The sequence below is a fragment of the Helicobacter jaachi genome, from assembly GCF_000763135.2.
GTDB classification, from domain to species: Bacteria; Campylobacterota; Campylobacteria; order Campylobacterales; family Helicobacteraceae; genus Helicobacter_C; species Helicobacter_C jaachi.
In genome coordinates this window covers 74,987-99,232 of the sequence record NZ_JRPR02000003.1, presented here as the reverse complement: position 1 = coordinate 99,232, position 24,246 = coordinate 74,987, and the positions used below count along the sequence as shown (strand labels likewise).

Genomic DNA, 24,246 nt, shown 5'->3' with positions numbered 1-24,246 from the left:
ACTCCTTGTAGCAAGTGATAAACGCGGTTTATGTGGCTGATTTTACACGAATATGCAGCTCATTAAGCTGCTCTGTGCCAACAGCGCTCGGTGCAGATGTGAGCGGGCAAGATGCTTTCTGCGTTTTGGGGAAAGCAATCACATCGCGGATACTTTGGGCTTTGCTTAAAAGCATAATAAGCCTATCAAAGCCAATGGCAAAGCCCCCATGAGGCGGAGCGCCATAGCTTAAGGCTTCAAGCAAAAAGCCAAATTTATCTTGTGCCTCTTGCGCGCTTATGCCGAGCAACTCAAATATACGCTTTTGTATAGAATCTTTGTGGATTCTCATACTGCCCCCGCCTAGCTCAATGCCATTTAGCACGACATCATAGGCAATAGATTCTATATCTTCAATATCTTGCTTGTCTAAATCTTTGGGCATCGTGAAAGGGTGATGAAGTGCCTTAGTAACGCCATCTTCACGCTCAAACATAGGAAAATCAACCACCCACAAAAATTCATACGCATTTTCATCGATTAAGCCCATATCCGCGCCGATTTTAAGCCGCAGCCTCCCCATATAATCCCACACTATTTTTTTTGCTCCCGCACCAAAAAATATAATATCACCAACTTCCGCACCCACGCGCGAAATAAGCTCATCTAGCGCCGTTTGTGAGATAAATTTCACCAAAGGACCTTTAAGCTCATCGCTTTTAACTTGAATGTAGGCTAGCCCTTTTGCGCCAAATTTGCGCACGAATTCTTCTGCTTGGGTGAGGCTTTTACGCGTGAAAAAATTATCACCATTTTTCACGCAGAGGGCTTTTATGCGGTTTGTTTTAGAATCTAGTGCGATATGTTTAAAAATGTCATTGCTAGATTCTATAAATAAATCTGCTACCTCCACAAGCGGCATATCAAAGCGCAAATCAGGCTTATCGCTGCCATAAGTTTCCATAGCAGTACTATAGCTTAAGCGGCGAAAGGGCGTATGTATCTGCACACCGCACGCGCTAAAAATATCTCTAAGCAGCGTTTCTGCGACTTTTATGACATCTTCTTGCTCACAAAAGCTCATTTCTACATCAATTTGAGTGAATTCTGGCTGCCTATCTGCGCGCAAATCCTCGTCCCTAAAGCATTTAGCGATTTGAAAATATCTATCAAAGCCGCCTACCATAAGCAGCTGCTTGAAAAGCTGGGGGCTTTGAGGCAGGGCATAAAACTCGCCTTGATGCACGCGCGAGGGGACAAGATAGTCTCTAGCTCCCTCTGGCGTGGCTTTGGTTAAAATTGGCGTTTCAATTTCAAGAAAGCCCATATTATGCAAACTATTGCGCGCGGTGATAGCGACACTGGAGCGCATTTGAAAGATATTATACGCCTTAGGCGCACGCAAATCTAGATAGCGGTATTTTAGGCGCAGCTCCTCATTTACGCTCTCATCGCCTATGGCTATGGGTGGGGTAGGGGATTTGTTTTCAATAATAAGCGAGGAAAGCACAATTTCAATATTGCCCGTTTTAAGCTTTGGATTCTGTAATCCCTCGCCTCTAGCGCGCACTTTGCCTTTAGCGATAAGGACATATTCATCGCGCACACTTGCGGCAATGTGATGCGCCTCACTGCTTGGGTCGCACACAAGCTGCACAATGCCACTCTTATCGCGCAAATCAATAAATATCACACCACCATGGTCTCGGTAGGTATTGCACCAGCCGCATACTTGCACTTCTTCTGTGATATGCTCCTCTGTCAATGCTGCACACAAATGGGTTCTTAACATCTTTTGCCTTTATGAGTGATTTTAAAATGGATTAGAGATTGACATTCGATAGAATCTGTCGCAGGGCTTGCTCGATTTCTGCGGGGTGAGATTTACTAATAAATCCATCAGCGTGTAGCTGCTCTGCCATTTGATGATTACTATCGCTGCTCATTGATGAATTAATAATCACAGGGATATGGCAAGTTGCGGGCGTTTCTTTAATGCGCTTTAGCACTTCAAAGCCTGACATTACAGGCATTTCTAAGTCTGTGATAATCGCGCCGATATTATGTGCCACGCCCGGATTATGCAAATAATCAAGCAATGCTTTACCATTGGGGAAAGTGAAATATTTTAAATCTAGTTTTTCAATGATTTTTTGCAAAGATTTAGCCGCAGGCTTAGAATCTTCAGCCAAAAGGATAACTTTATCGCTTGAAATGCCTTTGAGGTCGTTAAGTTCAAGCTCATTAGCAGTATTGCCGCTTGGAAAGGCTTCTGTAAGCATTCGCTCGACATCAAGGATTTGTATCACAGAGCCATCATCATATTTGGTGGTAGCCGTGATTTTAGAATCTCCATCTATGCCATATTCCGAACCCACATTGATATCCGCCCAGCTTTTGTGAATAATGCGCTTGACATTCATAATCTTTAGCCCCACGGTGTTATTTGAAAAGCTACAAATTATCACTAGGCTCTTTTTGGTATTAAGCGAATAGGGCGTTAAATCGCGCTCGGGGTGGTCTTTACTATAATAAAGCCAGCGGCGCATATCCACAAGCGGAATAGTCTCATCGCGCACGGTGAGATAGCCTAGCACGATGCCGCTATTATCGCCCGCTGTTTGGGTGAGTTCATTATCATAATAGATAATCTCGCGGATTTTAAAGACATTCATGGCATAAAGTTGGCTTACGCCATCTTTTTCCTCTTCTAGCGTAAAGCATAAAAATTGCACTTCGTTATTGAGATGTAGGGAAGTTGTTTTATCAATTGAGTTTTGCTTCTCTTTCAAAGCCTACCTCCAAAATGTGTGATGTTTGGAATTATGTGATTTCAAAAATTTTCACTCAAAAATGATATAATTCTACCCAAAATTACATAACATAGCGTTGAAACTTCAAATTTTAAGAGGCAAAATCCATATGACAGAGCAAGAATACCACACTCAAGTGCAGATTCTAAAAAAAATGGCTTATCATTATTATGTGCTTGATGAGCCAATCGCCACTGATGAGGAGTATGATAGCCTCTATCATAAAATATTACATTTTGAGAATTTGCACCCTGCACTTATTGATAAAAGCTCTCCCACACAGCGCGTGGGCGATACGCCTTTAGAATCTTTTAGCAAAAATGCGCATTTGATGCGTATGTGGAGCTTAGAAGATGTGTTTAATAATAATGAATTCATGGAGTGGGTGCAGCGGATTTATAAGAGCTGCCCGCAGGCAAGCTTTACTTGCTCGCCAAAATTTGATGGTGCAAGCTTAAATCTTTTATACCGCGAGGGCAAGTTGGTTAGCGCAACTACGCGGGGCGATGGGATTATGGGCGAGCTTGTTACGCACAATGCAAGGACTATTAGGAGCATTCCGCTAGAGATTGATTTTAAAGATGAAATTGAGATACGCGGCGAAGTGGTGATAGCTAAAGATGATTTTGAGTTTATAAACAAAGAGCGATTGAGTGAAAATCAAAGCCTTTTTGCTAATCCCAGAAATGCCGCAGCGGGTAGTTTAAGGCAGCTTGATGCCAAAATTACTGCCAAACGCAAGCTGCGCTTTATGCCATGGGGGATTGGCGCGGGGCTAGGGGAGTTTAAGAGTTTTTATGAGGCATTAAAAGGCATTGCGCATTTTGGCTTTGCGCCACTGCCATTTTTAACGCACTGCAAGGATATTAGCGATATTCAAAGCGTTTATGCAAGCCTACTTGCGCAGCGCAATGATTATCCTATAATGCTTGATGGAATGGTGATTATGCTTGATGAAATCCCTTTGCAAGAGCAGTTGGGATGGACGATTAAATCGCCTCGTTTTGCGTGTGCGTATAAATTTCCAGCTATTGAAAAAAGCTCGCAGATTCTATCTGTGAGCCTGCAAGTGGGGCGTACGGGTGTGATTACGCCTGTAGCGGAGCTAGAGCCTGTGGAGATTGAGGGAGCGATGATTGCGCGTGCGAGTTTGCATAATTTTAGCGAGATTGAGCGTAAAGACATTCGCATAGGCGATAGGGTGATTATTATTCGTAGCGGTGATGTGATACCTAAGATTATTAAGCCGCTAGTATCTTTGCGCGATGGCACGCAAAAGCCCATTGTGAAACCCACGCATTGCCCTGTGTGCGGTGAAGAGCTGCTTATAGAGGAGATTTTTATCAAATGTCAAAATCTTAGCTGTCAAGCGCGCGTTATAGAATCTATTATCCATTTTGCGTCCAAAAAAGCCCTAAATATCGATGGTTTGGGTGAAAAAATAGTCATTCAGCTCTATGATAATAAAATTATTCAAAATATTAAGGATATTTACGCGCTAAACCTAGAGCAGCTGCTTGCGCTAGAGGGCTGGCAAGAAAAGCGCGCGCAAAATCTCATTAATGCCATACAACACACTAAAGGCGTGGAGCTGTGGCGATTTATAAACGCGCTAGGGATTGAGCATATTGGCGAGGGTGCGAGCAAAAAGCTAGCGCGTGCGTTTGGAGAGAGGGTCTTTTACCTGCAAAAAGAGGAGATTTTGAGCCTTGAGGGCTTTGGGGAGGAGATGGCAGATTCACTTATTGAGTTTAATCACGCTAATAAGGCGCTTATAGCGCAGTTGCTTGAGATTATTAAGCCAACTATGCAAAGCGTGCCTATAGAAACTCATCATATGTTTTATGGTAAAAGTATTGTCCTAACAGGCGCGCTTAGCAAGCCACGCGATGAGATAGGCGCACTTTTAGAATCTAAGGGCGCTAAGATAAGCTCAAGTGTGAGTAAAAAGACGGATTTTGTCATCTGTGGGGAGAATGCGGGGAGTAAATTTGATAAGGCTAAGGCTTTGCAAATCCCTATTTTAAGCGAAAGTGAGCTTTTTGAGCTGTTAGATTCCTAGCATTTTGCGCCAAATATCTCTAAGGTTTTGTAACTTTGCCAAAAGGAGTAGGGCGAGGTGGCTTTGTCACGCATTTAGGATTTAAGGCGTGAATAACGCTAAAGGGACTTTTAACACGCTTTTTTTAATGGGCAAAATGCGGGGAGCAGAAGTAGGGGGAGTAGCGGACGAAATAGGCAAAATGGATTGCTCCGCGTGATTTAGGGGAGATTGTAGAGGTTGCAAATTTGGCTCTAAAGCGCCCGCATGCACATCATCTGGGAAAAATATGGCTAAATCCCCCGCCTCTAAGCGTAATAAAGTGCGATTAGTTGAATGCTCGCTAATGCCCTTAGGTTTGCTCTTATAGCGCATATTTGGCAGTATAGAATCTAAAGTGCTAGATTCTATATCATTTTCATACACAATCAAATCTTTTGCCTCATCATAGGGCGTTTTGACACAAAATGTGCTTCTATCGCCCACGCATACATATTCATAGCCTGCTACGATAAGTTGAAAATCTACATAAATGCGATGTGTTTCTAAAAATGCTTCTTTCACGCTTTTAAGATAATAGCTCTGCTCAATGGCGCGAATACCCTGCGCTAGCGGATAAGATATTTCACATCTTTGCTCATTGGGCTTGATTGAGAGTGCCAAAATGCGCTTATGTACGCTATGCGCAGGATTAAGCGCGTCTAAGATATAGGCTTGCACTTCTTGCAGTGCGCTAAATGTGAGAAAAAACCAATCCAAATCTTTTGCCTTGCCTATGAGTGCCATATTTACTCCTTGTCGTATTGCTATAAATGTTTGCCAAATGTGGCGCGTTATAGAATCTAGAAAATACAATGCTATGAAATCTTAGCGTTTTTTAGATTCTATAAAAATAAATTTTATGTAGGGGAGGAGTTAAGGTGGCATTATATAAAAAAGTTTGAAAAGTATAGTTTTCATAACTAAATTATGTTAGCATTATATAAATTATTGGCTTTGCCGCGAAATTGTAAGACCGCGCGGCTTTTTTACAAAGCGGCTTTTTATAAAAAAGCAACAGCGCGGGAATTTTATAGAATCTCAATAAATCTCAATAAAAGGCAAAAAATGAAATATCCACTTAATTATAAAGATGAGTTTGGCGCGACATTGCTCTTTTGGATTACGCGCTTTGTGCGCTACAAGCTCACTACATTATCTAATCATCAAGTGCATGATAAAGCTAGTATCCTAGAAGCCATTAATGCGCTTAATAATGATGAGATAGATTCTATAGATAAGTTAGATAATCTCTGCAAAAGCGTGAGAAAGGCTGGTTTAATAGGCATTAACACCTACTCTATTCCATTAATTAAACTCTACATATTTCTCACGCAGAGCGAATTTAGGGCGAAGTTTGATAGTATGGAGCGCATTGATGAGGAGGTTTTGAGTGATTTTTTGAGCGTGGAGACTAGCACACTTTCAAATGCGAGCAAGAAAAACTATCGCATAGCGCTCATTGGGCTTTTTAGCTATATTGATAAGCAAAATGAGTATGATGGTAAATCCTATGTGTATGATATTACGCTTAAAATTAACGCCCTGCAGGGCAAAAGTGGGCAGAAACTCCCCGCATTTCTAAGCCAAAGCGAGCTAGAGCAGTTTTTGCAAGCTATTGATAACGCAGAGCTAGGGCAGAAAGTGGCTGCGCGCAATAAACTTATTATTAAACTCATCGTTTATACGGGCATACGCGTGAGCGAGGCTCTAAACCTGCGCAGAAAGGATATATTCCCCGCGCAAGATTGTTATTTATTGCAGATTAAGGGCAAGGGCAATAAGCCGCGCGTGGCAATGATACGCAAAAATCACATTCAAAGCCTGCTAGATGCGTGGCTTACGCAGCGGCTAGCCCTAAGTCCAAAATATGATTTGCTGTTTTGTAATATGAAAGGTGCCGCGCTTACCCAAAGCTATGTGTATAAAAATGTGGAGCAAATCCTTATGCAAGCGGGCATTCGTAAGGAAAAAAATGGCGCGCATATGCTGCGGCACTCCTTTGCTACCCTGCTCTATCAGCAAAAGCGTGATTTGGTTATGGTGCAAGAGGCGCTTGGGCATTCAGACTTAAACACTAGCCGCATTTATACGCATTTTGATAAAGAGCGTTTGCGCGAAGTTATGGGCGTTATGGATAATGTGGGGCAGGAGGAGGATTCTAATAGCAATTAGCACTTTGGACTTTATGTTTGCGCTGCGCTCACACGCTGTGCAAATATGGCTCACACTAGTGGCTTTTTAAGCCTTAGCTAGCGCGTGTAGATTTGCGCAAACGATAGGCTTTTGAGCGGCACGCACTTGAGCAGGTTTTAGCACTTTTGCTACCCACAAAAGGCTTATGGCAGACTACGCAATCTTTTTTTGCTTTATCAAGACTTCTTAGAAGCGACACCACTTCGCTTTGTGTAAGCGTATGTTTGCAGTATGGACATTCCATAATCACTCCTTACAAAATTTGTAGCATTCTAACAAAAAACATAAAATACATAAAAACGCCTTTTAGATTCTATATTTTGATGTTCTGCAAAGTAATTCTTACATAATTCTATCACACTTTATAAAATGTATTGACATGCCTTATAAAATGTGATAAAATCCCCACTTTTCATCTTAAATCATTGACAAGGAGTTTTTATGAGATTTGCATTTTTTTGCGCCATGTGTTTGGGTGCGTTAGTTAGTTTTGCTAAAGATTTAGAGACCCATTCGCTCACACCTCTAATAGCTAGTGAAAATATCTCAAATAGCGGTGATGTAGGCGTTATCGATGATATGTTTTTGCAAAATACACAAGCACAGAATCTAAAAGAGATATTTGCCAAAAATGCCGATACGCAAGTGGGCGGTGGCGCGCAAATCGCCCAAAAGCTTTATGTGCGTAATATCGAAGATAGAATGTTCCGCATGCATATTGATGGCATTGCGCAGGGAGGGAATTTGTTTCATCATCAAGGCAATATGCAACTCTCGCCCTTTTTAATTAAAAACATTGAAATACAAAAAGGTTTAGCAGATGTAGAATATGGCGCTGGGGCGTTATTTGGTGGTATTAATATTACCACTAAAAATGCGTTTGATATGCTTAAAAATAACAATTATGGCGCGCTTGTAAGCCTTGGAGGGCAAAGCAATCGCGGTATTAATACTGCTGTGGCTGCTTATGGCAAAATAATAGAGAATCTAGGCTTGCTAGCAAGCTATGATTTTGATGATACGCCATATTATCGCGATGGAGATGGGCGCAAGGTGCTTACTTCGCCTAGTCAATCTCACAACGCGCTTTTTAAGCTCACATATATGCCAAAAAATGGGCATAGCCTTAATCTCAACTATCATTTTAATCATCTAGATTCTATCGCGCCCTTTGCGGCAAATGTGCTTACTGCTAGTAATCCCACACTTTTTGATAATGCCCTAAATGCGCACAATGCAGGGCTAAAGTATGATTATGCAAGTGAGGATTTTGCGTTTTTTATTAATTCATATTATGCACACAAATCACTTAGCCTCTCTCCGCGCACCACACTGCAAGCAGTGCATGAAGAAGAGAGCGCCATGGATTTATCCTTAGCGCATTTGGGGAGTGATGTGATGTTTAAACATTACTTTGGAGAGGCGCGCCATAATATAAAATATGGGCTTAATTATCAGCTTATCTCCACTAAAGCGCATAATCTCACACAAGAGCAGCTTGCACATAATAATCGTGGATATGAGCAAGGAGCGGTTTATGGAGGGTTTATAGGAGCGGAATTTTATCTTTTAGATTCTATAATGTTTGCTCTAGGCTCGCGCTATGATACATTCTCCTACAAAGATAAATTCGCGCTCAAACATAACACAAGCGGCTTTAGCCCCTATGCGATATTGCAATATGCGCCATTTGCAAATATGAGTTTTAAGCTTAAATATAATTACAACACACGCGGCGCAATGCCTCAAGATATATCGCTCCTTAGCAATGCCCATGCGCTTATCCGCCCACTTCGCGCAGAAAATCTCCATAATGCAGAGTTTAACATCGATTATGACAATAGCGTTTTTAGCACGCATCTTGGGCTATATCATCAGCAATTAAAGCATTTTATTAATAGCTATGCAAATAGTGGCGCAGCCCATGAGCATAATCACGCCGGAGAGCATACGCATGAAGATATGTATAGGCAAAATACGCCAGATTCTATAAAAATCATAGGATATGAGGCAAGTGCGGGCTTGGATTTTGATATGATTACCTTTCATATGGGTATAGCGCAGAGTTTTCCTACCTTTAAGCAAAGGCTTATTACTGATACTTTTGAGCTAGCTGCAGTGAGTGGGAGAAGCTATAGTGCGAGTGTGGGTTTGCGCCCATTTAGCGCCGCGCCACAATTTGAAATCCTCTATCTTGCGCGTTTTATAGAATCTATAAACTATCAGGGCTATAATTTGTATTATAACGACTTAGATTCTGTGCATAAAGGCGCGTATAATACGCATAATCTCTACTTGAGTTATCTATTTAAACATGCGCAGCTAAAAGTAGCATTTTTAAATCTTACCAATCAAACTTACATTAGCGCTACTTCGCCGCTTAAAGAGCTTTTTGCTAAAGAAAGCGGTGTGGGCATATATGAGCCGGGCTTTAGCGCAAAAGTGCAAGTGGCGTTTTGGTTTTGATATTTTTATGCTAGAATGCGCGCACTTTAATGTATGGAGCGATGTATGAATGATAAAAATGGGAGCAATGATAAACAGAAGTCTTTTACAGAATCTACAAATATAGAATCTACAAAGCTAGATTCTATAAATGCTACAGAATCTAGCGCAGATTCTATAAAATCCCAAATGGAGGATAAAATTCGATTATTGGTGGGAGTGTGCGCACTTGCGCTGTGGCTGTATGATGTGGAGCTATATGGCGATGTGTTTAGATATATGCCTTTAGCCTTTGGCGTGGCATGGCTCGTGCAGAGGCGATATACGCCGCTTTTGTATCTTGTGATAACAAGCATTGTAGTGCTAGGTGTGGCTTATGCAATAAAGCTCGCTTGCGTGTATGTGGCTAATTATTATGCGCATATAGTTGATATAGAGCTTTTAGCTACTTTTGCGCAGCGCCCCATTAATGGCGCATTTAATGGCTTCCCAAGTGGGCATACGACCTCTGCGTTTATCGCCTCTGCGTTTGCGTTTCGATATGTGAGTGTGAAATGGGGTTTATTTACATTTGTTTTGGCTGCGTTAGTGGCTTGCGCGCGTGTCATGGGTGATTGGCATACGATTATTCAAGTGGTTTTTGGGGGGATTTGGGGTTTTGTGGGGAGTTATTGTATGATAAGTTTGTGTATGTGGATTGACAAAAAGCGGCAAAAAAGGCTATAATCCGCGCCTCTTAGATTCTATCCTTATGGGCTTTCATTTGGTAAGAGCGCGCGGCTTTTTATAAAAAGCAATAGTGCGGAATAGAATCTAAAGCGGGGCTGATTGGCTTTCGACAGGAGTGAAGAGGCTTAGGTGCATGTGAGCTAGCACGCTCTAAAACTGCTACATTTATAAACGCAAACAACGCAAATTACGCTCCAGCCTACGCAAGAGTAGCGTAGGTTTATCGCTTTTTGGAGCCGACTTTAGTTTTAATGCTAGCTAGATTCTAAAGTCGTCATTTGAGCTAGATGCTCTCCTTGCACCGCCTTGGGCAGGGAGAAAAGACAAAAGGCTGCTTATGGATTATCTTTGGGGTATTGAGATAGCCATAAAAAGATGTTAATGCCTACTAAACATGTAGAAGCCTAAGAAGCTCTCATTTTTGGACTGGGGTTCAACTCCCCACAGCTCCACCAACTCCAAATTAACATTCTATCATCAAAACCTGCTATAATCTTAGCGTAATACATTGTTAAGGAGCAAATATGAATCTCTCAAAAGTCCCTGTTGGCGAAAATCCCGATAAAATTAATGTCATCATTGAAATCCCTTATGGCTCAAATATCAAATATGAAGTTGATAAAGATAGCGGCTTAGTCGTGGTGGATAGAGTGATGTATAGCGCGATGTTTTATCCAGCAAACTATGGCTTTGTCCCAAATACTTTAGCAGATGATGGCGACCCTGTTGATGTGCTTGTGCTTAATCCTTATCCGCTGCAAGCAGGCGCGATGATAAAATCAAGGCTTATTGGCGTGCTTATTATGGAAGATGAAAGCGGAATGGACGAAAAGCTCATCGCCGTGCCTATTTCAAAGATTGACCCTAGTTTTGATAATATTCAATCTTTGCAGGATTTGCCACAAATTACGCTTGATAGAATTAAAAATTTCTTTGAAACTTACAAAACTTTAGAGCCAAACAAATGGGTAAAGGTAAAAGAATACAAAGATAAAGCCGCTGCACAAGCGATTTTGGATAAATCTATTAAAGCTTATAATGGCTAGATTCTATATTCCCGCGCTGTTGCTTTTGCTCACACAAAGGCCACGCGCATTTTACAAATGTAGGCAAAGCCCACATTAGCCCTCGAAGTATAAAGTTATAGATGCTTTAAGCATCTATCAACTTGTTTTTTAAGGCTAGATTCTATAATTTACAGAATCTAGCCTTACTCATAAGCCTATTTACACAAAGGACGCGTTATGTTTCATAAGATTCTCATTGCTAATCGCGGCGAAATTGCCGTGCGTATTATCCGTGCGTGCAGGGATTTGCACATCAAAAGTGTAGCCATATATGCAAGGGCAGATAGAGATTGCCTGCATGTGAAAATGGCTGATGAATCTTATGAGATTAGCGATGACCCGCTCAAAGGCTATCTTGATGCAGATTTGATTGTAGAGACAGCGCTTAAGGCTGAAGCTGATGCTATTCACCCCGGGTATGGATTTTTAAGCGAAAATGCCGCTTTTGCCAAAAAGGTGCAAGAGGCGGGCATTACTTGGATAGGACCTGATGCGCTCACCATTGCCAAAATGGGCGATAAAAATGCTGCACGCGAGATTATGCAAAAAAATGGCATTCCTATCGTGCCCGGCACACAGCCGCTTAATCAATACTCCACTAATGAGATAGCCAAACTAGCGCAAAAAATAGGCTATCCCATTATTTTAAAAGCAAGTAGCGGAGGCGGTGGGCGCGGCATACGCGTGGTAGAAAAAGAAGCAGATTTAATAGAATCTTTTAACGCCTGCAAGCGCGAAGCTATGGCGTTTTTTAAAAATGATGATGTGTTTATGGAAAAATACATTCTTAATCCGCGCCATATTGAATTTCAAATTTTGGCAGATAATTATGGCAATGTCATTCATCTCTTAGAGCGGGATTGCTCCATACAGCGGCGACATCAAAAGCTTATTGAAATTGCACCAAGCCCCTTTATAAGCGATGATTTACGCCGCAGAATGGGCGCTACTGCAGTGGCTGCTGCAAAGGCTGCAGGATATACTAATGCTGGAACGGTGGAATTTTTACTTGATGAGGATAGCAATTTTTATTTTATGGAGATGAATACGCGCATACAGGTTGAACATGGCGTTACGGAGGAAATTACAGGATATGATTTAATAGGGCGGCAAATTCGTATTGCACAGGGCGAGATTTTAGAATTAGGACAGCATGACATACACGCGCAGGGCTATGCGATTGAGGCAAGGATTAATGCTGAAGATGTGGCAAATGACTTTGTGCCAAATCCGGGCAAGATTAGTGCGTATTATCCAGCACTAGGACCTTTTGTGCGTGTGGATAGCTGCATTTATAAGGACTATGTGATACCTCCTTTTTATGATTCTATGGTAGCAAAGCTCATTGTGCGCGCTTCAAGCTATAATTTAGCAGTCAATAAACTCGCGCGCGCTCTAAGTGAATTCACCATTAAGGGCGTGAAAACTACCATTCCATTTTTGCTTAATATTTGCAATGATAGGGATTTTAAAAATGGGCATTTTGATACCTCATATATTGAAACTAAGTTTGCAAAGCTTATACCCTCTCCTCAAAGCAAGCCCCAAGATGATGTAGTAAGCGTAATTGTAGCAGCCCTTAGCGCGCGATATGGAGCGTAATTATGCAAAATGTATATCATAGCACGGCATTTTTGGACAAGAGGGCTTGTGAAAAGTATCATTTAAGCGCAGAAATTTTGCTTGAAAATGCCGCTTGCGCGTTAGAATCGCTAATTAATACGCTCACGCATAAAGGCAGCGTGATTACTATTATGTGCGGGAGTGGAGATAATGGCGCGGACGGCTACACGCTTGCTAGACGCCTAAGTGGGGAATATCATGTGAGAATCTATCAAGCCAAAGAGCCAAAATCGCCCTTGTGCGTGCAGGCTTGTGAGCGCGCACAGCTGTGTGAAGTGAAATTTATTAAAAAAATTTTGCCTTGCGATGTGGTGGTGGATTGCGTGGTAGGAAGTGGGCTAAAAGGTGAGCTAGAGCGCGATATAAGCGACATACTTGCTCTGGCAGAAAAAAGCGCGCGCATTTGCATAGCCTGCGATGTGCCAAGCGGTCTAAGTGTGCATAATGAGGGCTATATTTTTAAGGCACATCACACGCTTTGTATGGGTGCTATAAGCCTTGTGTGCCTTGAAGATAGGGTAAAGGATTATGTCGGCAGGCTACACATTGGCAAGCTTGGGTTATCTCAACATCATTATGAAGTAAGCTCAAATATTAAAATGCTTACAGAATCTGACTTGTCCCTGCCCAAACGCACGCAGCAAAATACGCATAAAGGCGACTTTGGGCATTTGGCGGTGTTTGCTGGGGAGAAAAGTGGAGCAAGTATATTAAGTGCGAGTGCGGCGCTACATTTTGGGGCTGGGCTTGTGAGCATTGTAGGCAAGCAGGATATGTGTATTCCTATGGATTTAATATGCGTAGATTCTATCCCACATAATGCCACAGCCATTGCGCTTGGTATGGGCTTAGGAGTGGAGAGGGCTAGTTTAGTTTTAGAATCTTTGCTTGATAGTGCGCTGCCTTGCGTGCTTGATGCAGATGTATTTCACTCACCCATGATAAAAACTTTCCTTGATAGCCTTAATCAAAGGCTAGATTCTCAAAATGTCATTCTCACACCCCACCCAAAGGAGTTTGCATCACTACTTAGAATCTGTGGGCTTGGCGATTATGAGGCGCATAAAAGGCTAGATTCTATGCTTAATTTTACGCAAAAATATCCGCGCGTTACGCTTTTGCTTAAAGGTGCAAATGTGTTTATTGCGCAGGCTCAAGCGGTGTATATTAATCCGCTTGGCACAAATGCGCTTTCAAAAGGTGGGAGTGGTGATGTGCTAAGCGGACTTATTGGTGCGCTGTTGGCTCAAGGCTATGCACCACTTGAGGCTGCTCTGCAAGGCTCGCTCGCTCATACTATAGCGGCAAAAAAGCTAAGTGAGCGCATTGCAGATTACGCATTTACGCCAAGTAGGCTTATTGAGACACTTGATAATTTATAAAGGATAAAAAATGAATGATTTATTGCAGATTGGCTCTCACACTTTTTCATCTCGCCTTATTGTGGGTAGCGGCAAATATAGCGATTTTGCCACTACTAAAGAAGCGACATTAGCAAGCGGGGCGCAAATCATCACCGTGGCCGTAAGGCGTGTGAATATTATGGATAATAAGAGCGAAAATTTGCTTGAGACTTTTAGGGATACTAATATTCAATTTTTGCCAAATTCCGCAGGGTGCGTGAATGCAAAGGAGGCAATCACGCTTTTTAGGCTCGTTAGGGAGGCTACGGGCATTAGTTTTATTAAACTTGAAATCATTGGCGATACGCAAAAAACGCTCTATCCTGACATCGTTGAAACGCTAGAGGCTACGCAGATTCTGGCAAAAGAGGGATTTTGTGTGCTGGCTTATACAAATGATGACCCCATTATGGCAAAACGACTAGAAGATGCAGGAGCGAGCGCTGTTATGCCTTTGGCTGCGCCTATTGGTTCGGGGCTTGGAATCCAAAATCGCTATAATATTGCCTTTATCAAAGAGGCTATTAAAGTGCCGCTTATTGTCGATGCAGGCGTGGGGTGCGCAAGTGATGCAAGCATTGCCATGGAGCTAGGAGCCGATGGTGTGCTTACAAATACTGCTATTGCACAGGCGCAAAATCCTATAATGATGGCTGAAGCGATGAAATATGCTGTAAAAGCAGGCAGGCTTAGCTATCTGGCTGGGCGCATACCGCGCAAAGCCTACGCGAGTGCTAGCTCGCCACTTGATGGGTTAGCAAAGCTGCAATAATGCTTAGCGCCTAAAAAGTGAGGGTTAAGGACAACAATGAGAGATGAAATTTTTATGCAAGATATTGGCAAGCAATTTGAATTTGATGAGCAAGTAGCAAGCGTGTTTGATGATATGCTCGAACGCTCTGTGCCGCATTATAAGGAGGTTGTGGGCTTAATTGTGGATTTTTGCAAAATGAATATATGTGATAATGCTAGCGTGCAAGGCTCACAAAAAGCGCTTATTTATGATTTGGGCAGCTCCACTGGCACGACACTTTTAGCCCTTTGGCAGGCAATGTCGGGATATGCAGAGTTTATAGGCATTGATAATTCTAGGGCGATGATTGATAGGGCAAATCTTAAGGCTAAGGCTTATGGGGCGGAGATTACTTTTATACATAAAGATATTTTAGCCTATGAGTTCTTGCCCTGTTCGTGCGTGATAGCAAGCTATATTTTGCAATTTATACGCCCTATGCAAAGGCAGGCGCTTTTGCAAAACATATATAATGCGCTTGATGTTGGAGGGGTTTTCTTTTTAAGCGAGAAAATGACTTCTCATCATAGAATCCTTGATAGGCAAATGATAGAGCGCTATTTGCGCTATAAAATGCAGCAAGGATACACGCAGGGGGAAATTAGCAAAAAGCGTGAGGCATTAGAAAATGTCCTTGTGCCTTTTAGTTTGGAGGAAAATATCAATTTACTTAAAAATGTGGGATTTGTCGGTGTAGAGGTGCTATTTAAATGGGTGAATTTTGGGACAATTATCGCCAAAAAATAAAGCTAAATAAAATGGGAAAAAATTAAGAGAGTAAAGTGGGGCGCGAGAAAGCCGCTTTGTGAGACTTCTCTTACAGGCTTCTCGCTTTTGCTAGGATTATTTGATGCCCTCAGCAGCTTTTTTTAGTCTACCTTTGTTGGTAACGGCTTTAGATTCTATCTTTTCAATTTCTTCTTTTGCTTTGTCTAAATTTGCAGCCTTGCCTACTTGCACAAGTCCAGACATATTCATTGGTCTGTGAGGTGTGCAAACATACACATATACGCCCTCTTTTTCAAGCTTATAAGTGAATTGCTCATTGATTTTGCCAGAGAATGGCTGCGCACCATCAGGAACAAGCGTGCTTTTTGCATCATGTCCTTTATCTGTAGGGATAAAAGTGATTGTATCGCCAACGGCAGCCTTAACAAGTAGTGGCTCAAAAGTCATTGTGCCATCTGCATTTTTATTGAGCATTTTTACTTGATGGTCTTTTGCTTGAGCCAAACTCAAACACAATACGCCAGCTGCCAAACCTAGAATTACTTTCTTCATAGGGTCTCCTTTAAGTAAAATTTGAAAGCCACGCATTCTAGCACAAAGCCATTAAGAATCCATTAATTTGAGGTATTTCAAGGGTAGCTAATGTGTAATTTTGCAAATAATAATCATAAAAGTAACTCTGCCCTACTCGTGGCGCAAAGCGTCAATGGGATTAAGCTTTGAGGCTCTTTTGGCGGGGATATAGCCAAATAGCACGCCAATAAAGGCAGAAAATAAAAACGCAATTACTGCGGTTGGAATATCAAAAATAAAAGGTATTTCCATATATTTACTTAAGCTAAGTGACGCAAAAAATGCCCAAATAATCCCAAGCACGCCACCTAAAGAACTAAGCGTGATAGATTCTATCAAAAATTGCATAAGCACTTCGCTCTGCAGTGCGCCAATTGCCATACGCGTGCCAATTTCTTTTGTGCGCTCTGTAACGGAGACAAGCATAATATTCATAATGCCAATGCCTCCTACAATCAAGCTTACCCCCGCTATCATACCAAGCAGGGCGGTGAGCATTTTAGTCGTGGAAGTGAGCGTTTCTGCAATTTGCTTTGTATCCATAATCTCAAAAGAATCTTTCTCGCCACTGCGCACATTGCGCACCTGTCGTAAGGCTTTAGTGAGTGCTGGCACAATCTCATCAGAATCTACGCCATCTTTTGCGCGCAGCATAAGGCGATTAATAGAAAAAAGTGTGTTACTTCCTGCAACAGAGCGCAAATAAGCCTTAGCAGGGAGCAAAATCACATCATCTTGGTCATTACCCATACCGCCCTGCCCTTTAGATTCTAAAACGCCAATACACTCGCACACAATATTATTTAAGCGTATTTTTTGCCCAAGCGGATTTTTACCATTAAAAATATTTTTGCGCACCGATTCGCCAATCATACATACATTACTTCCCACGCGGTATTCATTTGCCTCAAAGCTTCTGCCTTCGCTCGTATCCCATTGTGTTACTTCAAAAAAAGCAGGATTTACGCCTTGAGCTTGAGTGGTGGTGTTTTGGGATTGATATTGCAGCATAACAGAGCTTTGGGAGATTGGCGCAATGGCTTGTATATATTCTTGCACAAGCGATTGCAGCTCTTGAACTTCTTGCATACTAAAATTACGGCGCAAGTTTGCTCCACTAGGATTCATCGCGCGCGCGGGGAAAACAAGTAGCAAATTACTCCCAAGTGAAGAGATTCTATCGCTTATCATTTTAGTTGTGCCATTGCCTAAACTAATCATCACAACCACCGCACCCACGCCAATAATTACACCTAGCATAGTAAGAAATGCGCGCAAAAAGTTACGCTTAATCTGCCGCAAGGCTAGCAAAAAGGCATTAAATATCATTTCTGCTCCTTTGAATCGCCAACCAATCGCCCATCTAAGAAATGCAATTCTCTGCTGGCATATTCTGCCATATCTGGTTCATGCGTTACCATAAGGATAGTAATGCCTAAATCTTGATTAAGACCTTTTAGAATCTCCATAATCTCCACGCTACGCTTAGTGTCAAGATTTCCTGTTGGCTCATCGGCAAGTAAGAATAATGGCTCTGAAGCAATCGCACGCGCAATGGCTACGCGCTGCTGCTGCCCGCCGCTAAGCTTAGCACTTGTATGAGATGCCCAATCTTTAAGCCCTACCTTATCAAGTGCGGCAAGGGCGATTTGCTCCCGCTCTGCTTTTTTCATACCGCGATACATAAGAGGCAGCTCAACATTTTCTAATGCTGTTGTGCGCGCTAAGAGATTAAATCCTTGAAAAATAAAACCAATGTAATTGCGCCTAAGCAGTGCGCGCTGATTTTGTGTAAGCTCAAAGACATTTACTCCGCAGAAAAGGTATTCCCCGCTTGTGCCTACATCAAGCGTGCCAAGTATATTTGCAAGGCTTGATTTACCAGAGCCGCTAGGTCCCATAAGCGCTACAAATTCACCTTTATCAATGCTTAAACTTACGCCTTTTAAGGCTTCAAATGCGCCCTCCCCCTTGCCATAGGTTTTGCGCACATCTTTTAGGACAATAAAATCCTCTCTAGATTCTATAAAAGCTTGCTTTACTTCTTGTCCTGCCATTTCGCTCACAGCCCTTGCTCCTTAAACATTATAGAATCTAATTGACTTTCACGCCTGTGATAATATCCGCATTCTCATCAATGCCGCTTAGAATCTGCGCATAATTGCCATCAGTTATGCCAATTTCCACATTCACCGCCACAGGATTGCCATCTTTTAGAATCCACAATGTGCCGCTTTTGCCATGCTCTTTTTGTCTAGTATTAATCTGCGCTCTTGGGCGTGGAGGGGGAGAAAACATCGAGCCAAGCGCAGAACCACTCTTTTTTGCCCCTGCTTTTTGCAAAGATTTATTTAAATCAAAATAAAGCGCAGCATTTGGCACAAGCAAGGCATTTGTGGCATTAGCAATGATAATATCTGCCGTAGCACTCATATCTGGGCGCAAAAGCAGAGATTTATTATCCACTTCCATTTTGGCGCGATAAATAATAATGCTCGAGCTTGAACTCGCACTAGAACTAGAGCTTGAGCTTGATGAACTTGTCGTGGTGCCATCGCCTGAGCCAAAATTCACGCGATTAACCTTTGTATGAAAGCTCCTATCTGGATAGGCATCAACGGTGAAAACCACATCTTGCCCCTCTTTTACTTTGCCAATATCTGCTTCCGAAATACTCGCCACTAGCTGCATTTCTGCGAGATTTTCAGCCACTTTAAAAAGTGTGGGTGATTGAAAGCTAGCAGCCACGCTCTGCCCTACTTCGACATTGCGCGTTAAAACAATGCCATCAACTGATGAGACAATTTCGGAATTTTTTAAATTAATTTTGGCAGTCTCAATGCTGGTTTGAATCTCCACAATAGAAGCGCGCTTTACCTCCACATCAGAGAGCGCTGCGGTATAGTTTGTCTTCGCTGTTTGTAATTCAAGCAGCGAAGGCGAAGCGCCCTTTGTGGCGTCATAAAGCTCTTTTAGCCTATCATAATTCCATTTTCTATCCGCTAGCGTGCGCTCACTAGCTTTAAGATTGGCTTGAGCGGAGTTGAGCTGTGCCTCATAGCGCGCAATTTCTTGATTAATACTCTCTGGATTAATACGCGCTAATACTTGCCCCTTTTTAACTTCATCATTTTCATCAACAAGCACTTCAAGCACAAGCCCAGAAATAACGCTCCCAATTTCTACTTCATTCACAGGAGAAATAGAGCCAGAAGCGGAAATGCTTGATTTAATGTCGCCATAAGTGGCTCTAGTGGTTTCATAAGTGATTTTTGTGCCAAAAAAATTCCATAAGAAAAATACAAGCGCGCCAAGTATCACCACGCCGCCAAGTATCATAACCCACGCAAATGGAGTGAGTTTTTTATTTGAGGATTTTTTTACTTTTAGTGTTTCATAGAGATTCATTGTCATTGTCCTTGTGATGATGTATTTTTAGAATCTAGCTTAGAATCTGCTAGGGCTAAATTCCCACCTAAAGCCTTAAAAAGTGTAACAAGCGAAATCATCTCATTTGCTTTGGCTGTAAAAAGCTGCGTTTGCAGGCTCAAATAAGTATTTTCTGTAGTTAAAAAATCATTCCTATCAAGCAATCCACGCATATTTTTAGCAGCATTGCTCTCATAAGTTTTTACCCCCACTTCATACGCACCTTGCGTATTTTGCACTTGACGCTTTTTAGATTCTATATCAAAAAGAGCATTTTCTACTTCGCTTAGAGCAGTATTTACATTATTTTGCAGTGTGTAAAAGGCTTCCTTGCTTAATTCCTGCTGTATGAGATAATTTTGCTTTAAAGCAGTGCGGTTAAGCAGTGGCGCGGTAATAGAATTTGCCAGCTGAAAGACAATAGAGCCAGCGCCATTGGTGCTATATAGCACTTCACCTATGGAGCCGCTAAGAGAGATAGTGGGTAAGCGCGCAGCCTTAGCATTTGTCTGCTTATAAAGTTGGGAATGCAGCGCATAGAGGCTTGCTTGAATATCAGGGCGGGAGAGCAAAATATCACTTGGCATTTTATCTACATAAAATGTCGCGATATGTGGAAAAGTATATGTTTTAGAATCTAGAAAATCAATGCTTTGTGCAAGCTCATCAACATTAATATTTAATAGCACAAGCAAGGCATTTTTATTCTGCTCAAAGGTGTAGCGCAGCGTTTCATAGGTATTTTTTTGCGTTGTTGTGCTAGTAATAAAAGTTTGATAAGTGCTAATATCAATTAAGCCTAATTGAAATTTATCCGCATTAATTGCCTCAATTTGCTCTAAATTACGTAATGTGCTTTGCGCTTGCATAAGCGCGTTAGCATTATCGCGCAGGGTAAAATACAAAGTCGCTACTTCAGCGATAAGCGAGATTTGCGCAAAGGCGAGATTACTTTGGGCTTGGGCATAATCTTTTTTGCTTGATTGACGCAGGGCGTTAAGCTTGCCAAATAAATCAAGCTCCCAGCTCATACTCACATTTGCATTTATAGAGTTTGCTCCCGGGCGCACAACCGTGCTTTGTGAGAGTGTGCGATTATCAATATAGCTTGAATTAATACCAGCATTAATGGTTGGAAATATGCTTGCGGTGTTAATTTTAACTTGTGATTTAGCTTGCTTAATGCGTGAAATCATCGTGAGCACATTTGTGTTTTTTTCTAGCGCGATACTTAGAATCTTATGCAATGATTTATCATCAATGAGCGTCATAAACTGCTGCAGGCTAAAGGGCTGCTCTTCAAGCTTTGCATAATCGCTTTGTAGCGCGCTCAAGTCTTTTTGTGAGGTATTTTGCAAAGAGGGAGTGAGATTGCTAAATTTCTGCGGGATATGCGCTTGTGTGGCAGTTTCATCAAGTGTAGGAATCTGTGTGCTGCACCCAAAAACCACTATACACATAAGCACCATGTGAATGTATAATAAAAACCGCTTCACCTTATAATCCTTGCGAAATTTATAGAATCTACCTTGAGAACATCTATGGCGTTTGTTGTTTTGCCATATTTGCTTTGAGCTAAATTTTGGGCTAGATTCTATATTTGAGCCTCGCATACTAATAAAATATTGTGAAATTAAAGTGAAACTTAAAGATTGGGCGATTATAATAAGGGCTTTTATTCTTTACCTTTATTTTACATTTAGAGATTTTTGAATTTTGGGGGAAATTGTGAGATATGCCACTTTAGCGACATGGGCGACATTATGGATAAGCATATTTTTTATAAGTGCATGCTCACATCAAGGCAGTTTGGAATCTTTTAATAAGCATTACTATGGTGGGGAAGATAAAAAGGCTTATGAATATGCCAAAAAAGAGGCAGGCTCATCAGGTGATGTATTATGGAATCTGCAGGCGGGTATCAGCGGCTTTAGCTCGCAGCAGCAGGACACTGCGGCAATTTTAGAGCAAGGGGAGTTATTATTTAGCCAATATGAGGCAGAAGGGCTGCTGGGTGGTATTTTTGGCAATGTAGGGGCTGTGATTTTAAACGAAAATGTAAAGACATATCGCGGTAATATTTATGAGGGCGTTATGTTTAATTACTACAAGGCGCTTAATGCAATGTCGCAGGGCGATTATGCTTTGGCGCGTGTGGAATTTAACCGCGCTAATGATAGGCAACGCAGGGCAAAAGACTACTTCAATAAAGATATTCAAAAGGCTATGGCAGAAGAAAGCAAACAAAGCGCACAAGATAAAACGCTTAATCAAGTGGATATGAGTGCCTCAACGCAAGCTATCTCGCCTGTTTTGGAGCAGCAATATAGTAATTTGAAAAATTTTCATGCCTATGGAGGCTTTATAAATCCTGCTGTGAGCTATGTATCTGCGCTATTTTTTATGAGCGAGGGAGATTATAGCAAGGCTTTAGATTTATATAAAGAATCTTATGGGATAAATAAAGCTCAAGTGATAAATCAAGATTTACAGGTTATGCAAAATCGCAAAACAGGTAAATTAGCGCAGAAATACACTTGGATTATCATAGAAGATGGAAAAAGTGCGTATAAACAAGATATGTCGCTTGATTTGCCCGCGTATTTGGTGAGCAGCAATGTTTTGCATGTGGGTGTTTCTGTGCCAACCATCATAGCAGGTGTAACAAGCGCGCGGACTTATTATGCGCTAAATGCTAGCAGTAAAATTGAGGCTAATGAGATAAGCTTGCTTGATGCGGTGATTGCCAATGAGTTTGAAAAGCAACTGCCCTTTATCCTTACGCGTGCGATTACCTCTGCGATATTAAAAGCTAGCACACAAGCGGTCCTAAGCGACCAGTTAGGCACAGCTGGTGCATTGGCAGGTATGCTTTATTCTATAGGGACGACAAGTGCCGATGTGCGCATTGCTACAGCTTTGCCTAATCGAATTTTGGCTATGCAGATTCCAAATAATGCAGGCGATGTGAGTTTGCAAGCTGATGGATATGGGCTATATAATGTGCATTTTGAGTGCATAAATGACCCATTATTGCAAGAAAAAGCGCAAAAATTGCGCAATGTTGTCGTTTTGTGTGAAAAACACGATAATATCCTCTACCTACGAGTTAAAGGTAGTAATCCAACTTATAGAATCTTAAAAGGAGGTATGAGTGAATAAAAGGTTTTTGTATGGAGTGGTTATTAGTGCGTTGGTAGTGGCAGGGTGTAGCACATCGCCTCAATATATCGATACAGCAGATTCTAAGTCATATACGAGTATGGGGCTTGATTATCACGATATTGAGAAAGCGGCAAGCGATAGTGTGCAATCTTTGCTTAGTAGTGGTTATGTGCGTAAGATATCAAGTGCAGGTTCGCCAAAGGTGCTTATGATTTCAGGTGTGGTAAATGACACTATGCAGACCATTGACACAGACCAGCTTACGCGCAAAGTAACGCGCGATATGCGCAATAGTGGGAAATTCTTGCTCACACTTGCTGTAGGCGATAAGAAAGATAAGGGTATATCAATGGGGCGAAGTGTGCGCGATGATGATGAGTTTGACCAACACACTACCATTGAAAAAGGCACGCTAAAAGCGCCAGAATATTCCCTTTCAGGCAAGATTGTGCAGAAAAATACTAAAGTTGGCTCAAAGCAGCGCACAGATTATTACTTCTTGCTTACACTTACAAACCTCAAAAGTGGGCTTGTAGTATGGGACGATGAAGTAAATATCATCAAACTTGGCTCTAACTCTTCTGTGAGTTGGTAAGAGCTTAATTTTTTAAAAAGGAGACATAATGAAAACAAATGTAAAACACATTATAGCAGGCGGTATGTTGGCGGCATTATTCATCGCAGGTTGTGGGGATAAAGATGATGCTTTGGGCGAGGGCGCTAAAAAAATTGATAAAAAAGCGCTCCAAGCCCTTAATATTCAAGGCGCACCGAATTGGGTGCTAAATGGCGGACAGGGCGATATGAGCGCCATAGGCACTGCTGATATTGTAAATGGTGATTTGGGCTATGCGCGCACAGAGGCTTTGGCTTTGGCTAGAGACGAGCTTGCAAGGCAAGTGGCAACTGAAATTGAGGGCGTTATCAATCGTGCTGCAAGTATGAGTATGGGAACTTCTGCACAAGATGCGCAAGTATCAAAAGCTAGCGAGCAAATCACTAAGCAAAGCGTGTCTCAAACACTTAGCGGCACAAAGCAAACAGACACTTGGATTACACAAGATGCCACTAAGATTTTTGTGCTAATTAAGCTTAATCCCGAGCTTAAGGCTAAATTGCAGGCAAATGTGAAAAAAGAAATCAATAAAAGCGCGCTTCCTGCCAAAGTAAAGCAAGAGGCTATCAAATCTGTTGACACAAGCTTTGTGATTGAATAATGTCA

The 24,246-nt window shown here is 41.8% G+C and carries 21 protein-coding genes and 1 other RNA gene; 13 read left to right on the top strand and 9 right to left on the bottom strand.

Annotated features, from left to right (window positions below):
• Positions 1-28: 28 nt before the first annotated feature.
• Positions 29-1,771, bottom strand: a complete 1,743-nt coding sequence (gene aspS, locus LS71_RS05665; protein ID WP_034352977.1) for an aspartate--tRNA ligase — start codon at positions 1,769-1,771, stop codon at positions 29-31.
• A gap of 31 nt (positions 1,772-1,802) precedes the next feature.
• Positions 1,803-2,771: a chemotaxis protein gene (locus tag LS71_RS05660; RefSeq protein WP_034352974.1), complete on the bottom strand. Its 969-nt coding sequence runs from the start codon at positions 2,769-2,771 to the stop codon at positions 1,803-1,805.
• A 130-nt stretch (positions 2,772-2,901) separates the two neighbouring features.
• Here LS71_RS05660 and ligA point away from each other — a divergent pair, with 130 nt between their 5' ends.
• Positions 2,902-4,854 (top strand): NAD-dependent DNA ligase LigA, encoded by a 1,953-nt coding sequence (ligA, locus tag LS71_RS05655; RefSeq protein ID WP_034352971.1) that lies wholly within the window; start codon positions 2,902-2,904, stop codon positions 4,852-4,854.
• An 81-nt stretch (positions 4,855-4,935) separates the two neighbouring features.
• On the opposite strand, the gene LS71_RS05650 is transcribed toward ligA, so the two are convergent.
• On the bottom strand, positions 4,936-5,619 hold the full coding sequence (locus LS71_RS05650; RefSeq protein WP_052057832.1) for a YhcH/YjgK/YiaL family protein: 684 nt from the start codon (positions 5,617-5,619) through the stop codon (positions 4,936-4,938).
• A 321-nt stretch (positions 5,620-5,940) separates the two neighbouring features.
• On the opposite strand from LS71_RS05650, the gene LS71_RS05645 reads away from it, so the two are divergent.
• Positions 5,941-7,047: a tyrosine-type recombinase/integrase gene (locus LS71_RS05645; protein ID WP_034353073.1), complete on the top strand. Its 1,107-nt coding sequence runs from the start codon at positions 5,941-5,943 to the stop codon at positions 7,045-7,047.
• A gap of 73 nt (positions 7,048-7,120) precedes the next feature.
• Here LS71_RS05645 and LS71_RS05640 read toward each other — a convergent pair whose 3' ends face one another.
• The gene (locus LS71_RS05640; protein ID WP_034352968.1) at positions 7,121-7,312 is read right to left on the bottom strand and encodes a hypothetical protein; all 192 of its coding nucleotides are present in this window, start codon (positions 7,310-7,312) and stop codon (positions 7,121-7,123) included.
• Positions 7,313-7,509: 197 nt separating this feature from the next.
• On the opposite strand from LS71_RS05640, the gene LS71_RS05635 reads away from it, so the two are divergent.
• The 8 genes from LS71_RS05635 (at position 7,510) to cmoA (ending at position 15,875) form a co-directional block, all read left to right on the top strand.
• Positions 7,510-9,534 carry a TonB-dependent receptor plug domain-containing protein gene (locus LS71_RS05635; RefSeq protein WP_052057830.1) on the top strand — a complete coding sequence of 675 codons (2,025 nt, stop codon included), beginning with the start codon at positions 7,510-7,512 and terminating at the stop codon, positions 9,532-9,534.
• 45 nt (positions 9,535-9,579) lie between these two features.
• Positions 9,580-10,239 carry a phosphatase PAP2 family protein gene (locus LS71_RS05630; protein WP_238700351.1) on the top strand — a complete coding sequence of 220 codons (660 nt, stop codon included), beginning with the start codon at positions 9,580-9,582 and terminating at the stop codon, positions 10,237-10,239.
• 94 nt (positions 10,240-10,333) lie between these two features.
• Positions 10,334-10,697, top strand: a transfer-messenger RNA (tmRNA) gene (gene ssrA, locus LS71_RS05625).
• Between the two features lie 69 nt (positions 10,698-10,766).
• Positions 10,767-11,288: an inorganic diphosphatase gene (gene ppa / locus LS71_RS05620; RefSeq protein ID WP_034352965.1), complete on the top strand. Its 522-nt coding sequence runs from the start codon at positions 10,767-10,769 to the stop codon at positions 11,286-11,288.
• A 198-nt stretch (positions 11,289-11,486) separates the two neighbouring features.
• Positions 11,487-12,911 carry an acetyl-CoA carboxylase subunit A gene (locus LS71_RS05615; RefSeq protein WP_034352962.1) on the top strand — a complete coding sequence of 475 codons (1,425 nt, stop codon included), beginning with the start codon at positions 11,487-11,489 and terminating at the stop codon, positions 12,909-12,911.
• A 2-nt stretch (positions 12,912-12,913) separates the two neighbouring features.
• Positions 12,914-14,314, top strand: coding sequence for a bifunctional ADP-dependent NAD(P)H-hydrate dehydratase/NAD(P)H-hydrate epimerase (locus LS71_RS05610; protein WP_034352960.1), 1,401 nt, complete (start codon positions 12,914-12,916; stop codon positions 14,312-14,314).
• Positions 14,315-14,324: 10 nt separating this feature from the next.
• Complete coding sequence (locus tag LS71_RS05605) at positions 14,325-15,107, top strand: thiazole synthase (RefSeq protein WP_034352958.1); 783 nt, start codon at positions 14,325-14,327, stop codon at positions 15,105-15,107.
• Between the two features lie 36 nt (positions 15,108-15,143).
• The gene (gene cmoA, locus LS71_RS05600) at positions 15,144-15,875 is read left to right on the top strand and encodes a carboxy-S-adenosyl-L-methionine synthase CmoA (RefSeq protein WP_034352955.1); all 732 of its coding nucleotides are present in this window, start codon (positions 15,144-15,146) and stop codon (positions 15,873-15,875) included.
• Between the two features lie 96 nt (positions 15,876-15,971).
• Here the strand turns inward: cmoA and LS71_RS05595 are convergent, their stop codons facing one another.
• The 5 genes from LS71_RS05595 to LS71_RS05575 all read right to left on the bottom strand — a co-directional run bounded on the left by LS71_RS05595 (position 15,972) and on the right by LS71_RS05575 (position 21,472).
• On the bottom strand, positions 15,972-16,409 hold the full coding sequence (locus LS71_RS05595) for a pseudoazurin (protein ID WP_034352953.1): 438 nt from the start codon (positions 16,407-16,409) through the stop codon (positions 15,972-15,974).
• A gap of 132 nt (positions 16,410-16,541) precedes the next feature.
• Complete coding sequence (locus LS71_RS05590) at positions 16,542-17,759, bottom strand: ABC transporter permease (protein ID WP_034352951.1); 1,218 nt, start codon at positions 17,757-17,759, stop codon at positions 16,542-16,544.
• Entirely contained in the window at positions 17,756-18,487 is a 732-nt protein-coding gene (locus LS71_RS05585) for an ABC transporter ATP-binding protein (protein WP_194145670.1), read from the bottom strand. The genes LS71_RS05590 and LS71_RS05585 overlap by 4 nt, the downstream gene beginning before the upstream one ends.
• 37 nt (positions 18,488-18,524) lie before the next feature.
• Entirely contained in the window at positions 18,525-19,838 is a 1,314-nt protein-coding gene (locus tag LS71_RS05580; protein ID WP_034353615.1) for an efflux RND transporter periplasmic adaptor subunit, read from the bottom strand.
• A 2-nt stretch (positions 19,839-19,840) separates the two neighbouring features.
• Positions 19,841-21,472 carry a TolC family protein gene (locus LS71_RS05575; protein WP_081946240.1) on the bottom strand — a complete coding sequence of 544 codons (1,632 nt, stop codon included), beginning with the start codon at positions 21,470-21,472 and terminating at the stop codon, positions 19,841-19,843.
• Between the two features lie 115 nt (positions 21,473-21,587).
• Here LS71_RS05575 and LS71_RS05570 point away from each other — a divergent pair, with 115 nt between their 5' ends.
• Genes LS71_RS05570 through LS71_RS05560 form a run of 3 tightly spaced genes read left to right on the top strand, consistent with a single transcriptional unit; the run spans position 21,588 to position 24,241 of the window.
• Entirely contained in the window at positions 21,588-23,021 is a 1,434-nt protein-coding gene (locus LS71_RS05570; protein WP_034353620.1) for a COG3014 family protein, read from the top strand.
• Complete coding sequence (gene lpoB, locus LS71_RS05565; RefSeq protein ID WP_034353623.1) at positions 23,014-23,619, top strand: penicillin-binding protein activator LpoB; 606 nt, start codon at positions 23,014-23,016, stop codon at positions 23,617-23,619. The genes LS71_RS05570 and lpoB overlap by 8 nt, the downstream gene beginning before the upstream one ends.
• Positions 23,620-23,647: 28 nt before the next feature.
• On the top strand, positions 23,648-24,241 hold the full coding sequence (locus LS71_RS05560; protein WP_034353625.1) for a lipoprotein: 594 nt from the start codon (positions 23,648-23,650) through the stop codon (positions 24,239-24,241).
• Positions 24,242-24,246: the final 5 nt, after the last annotated feature.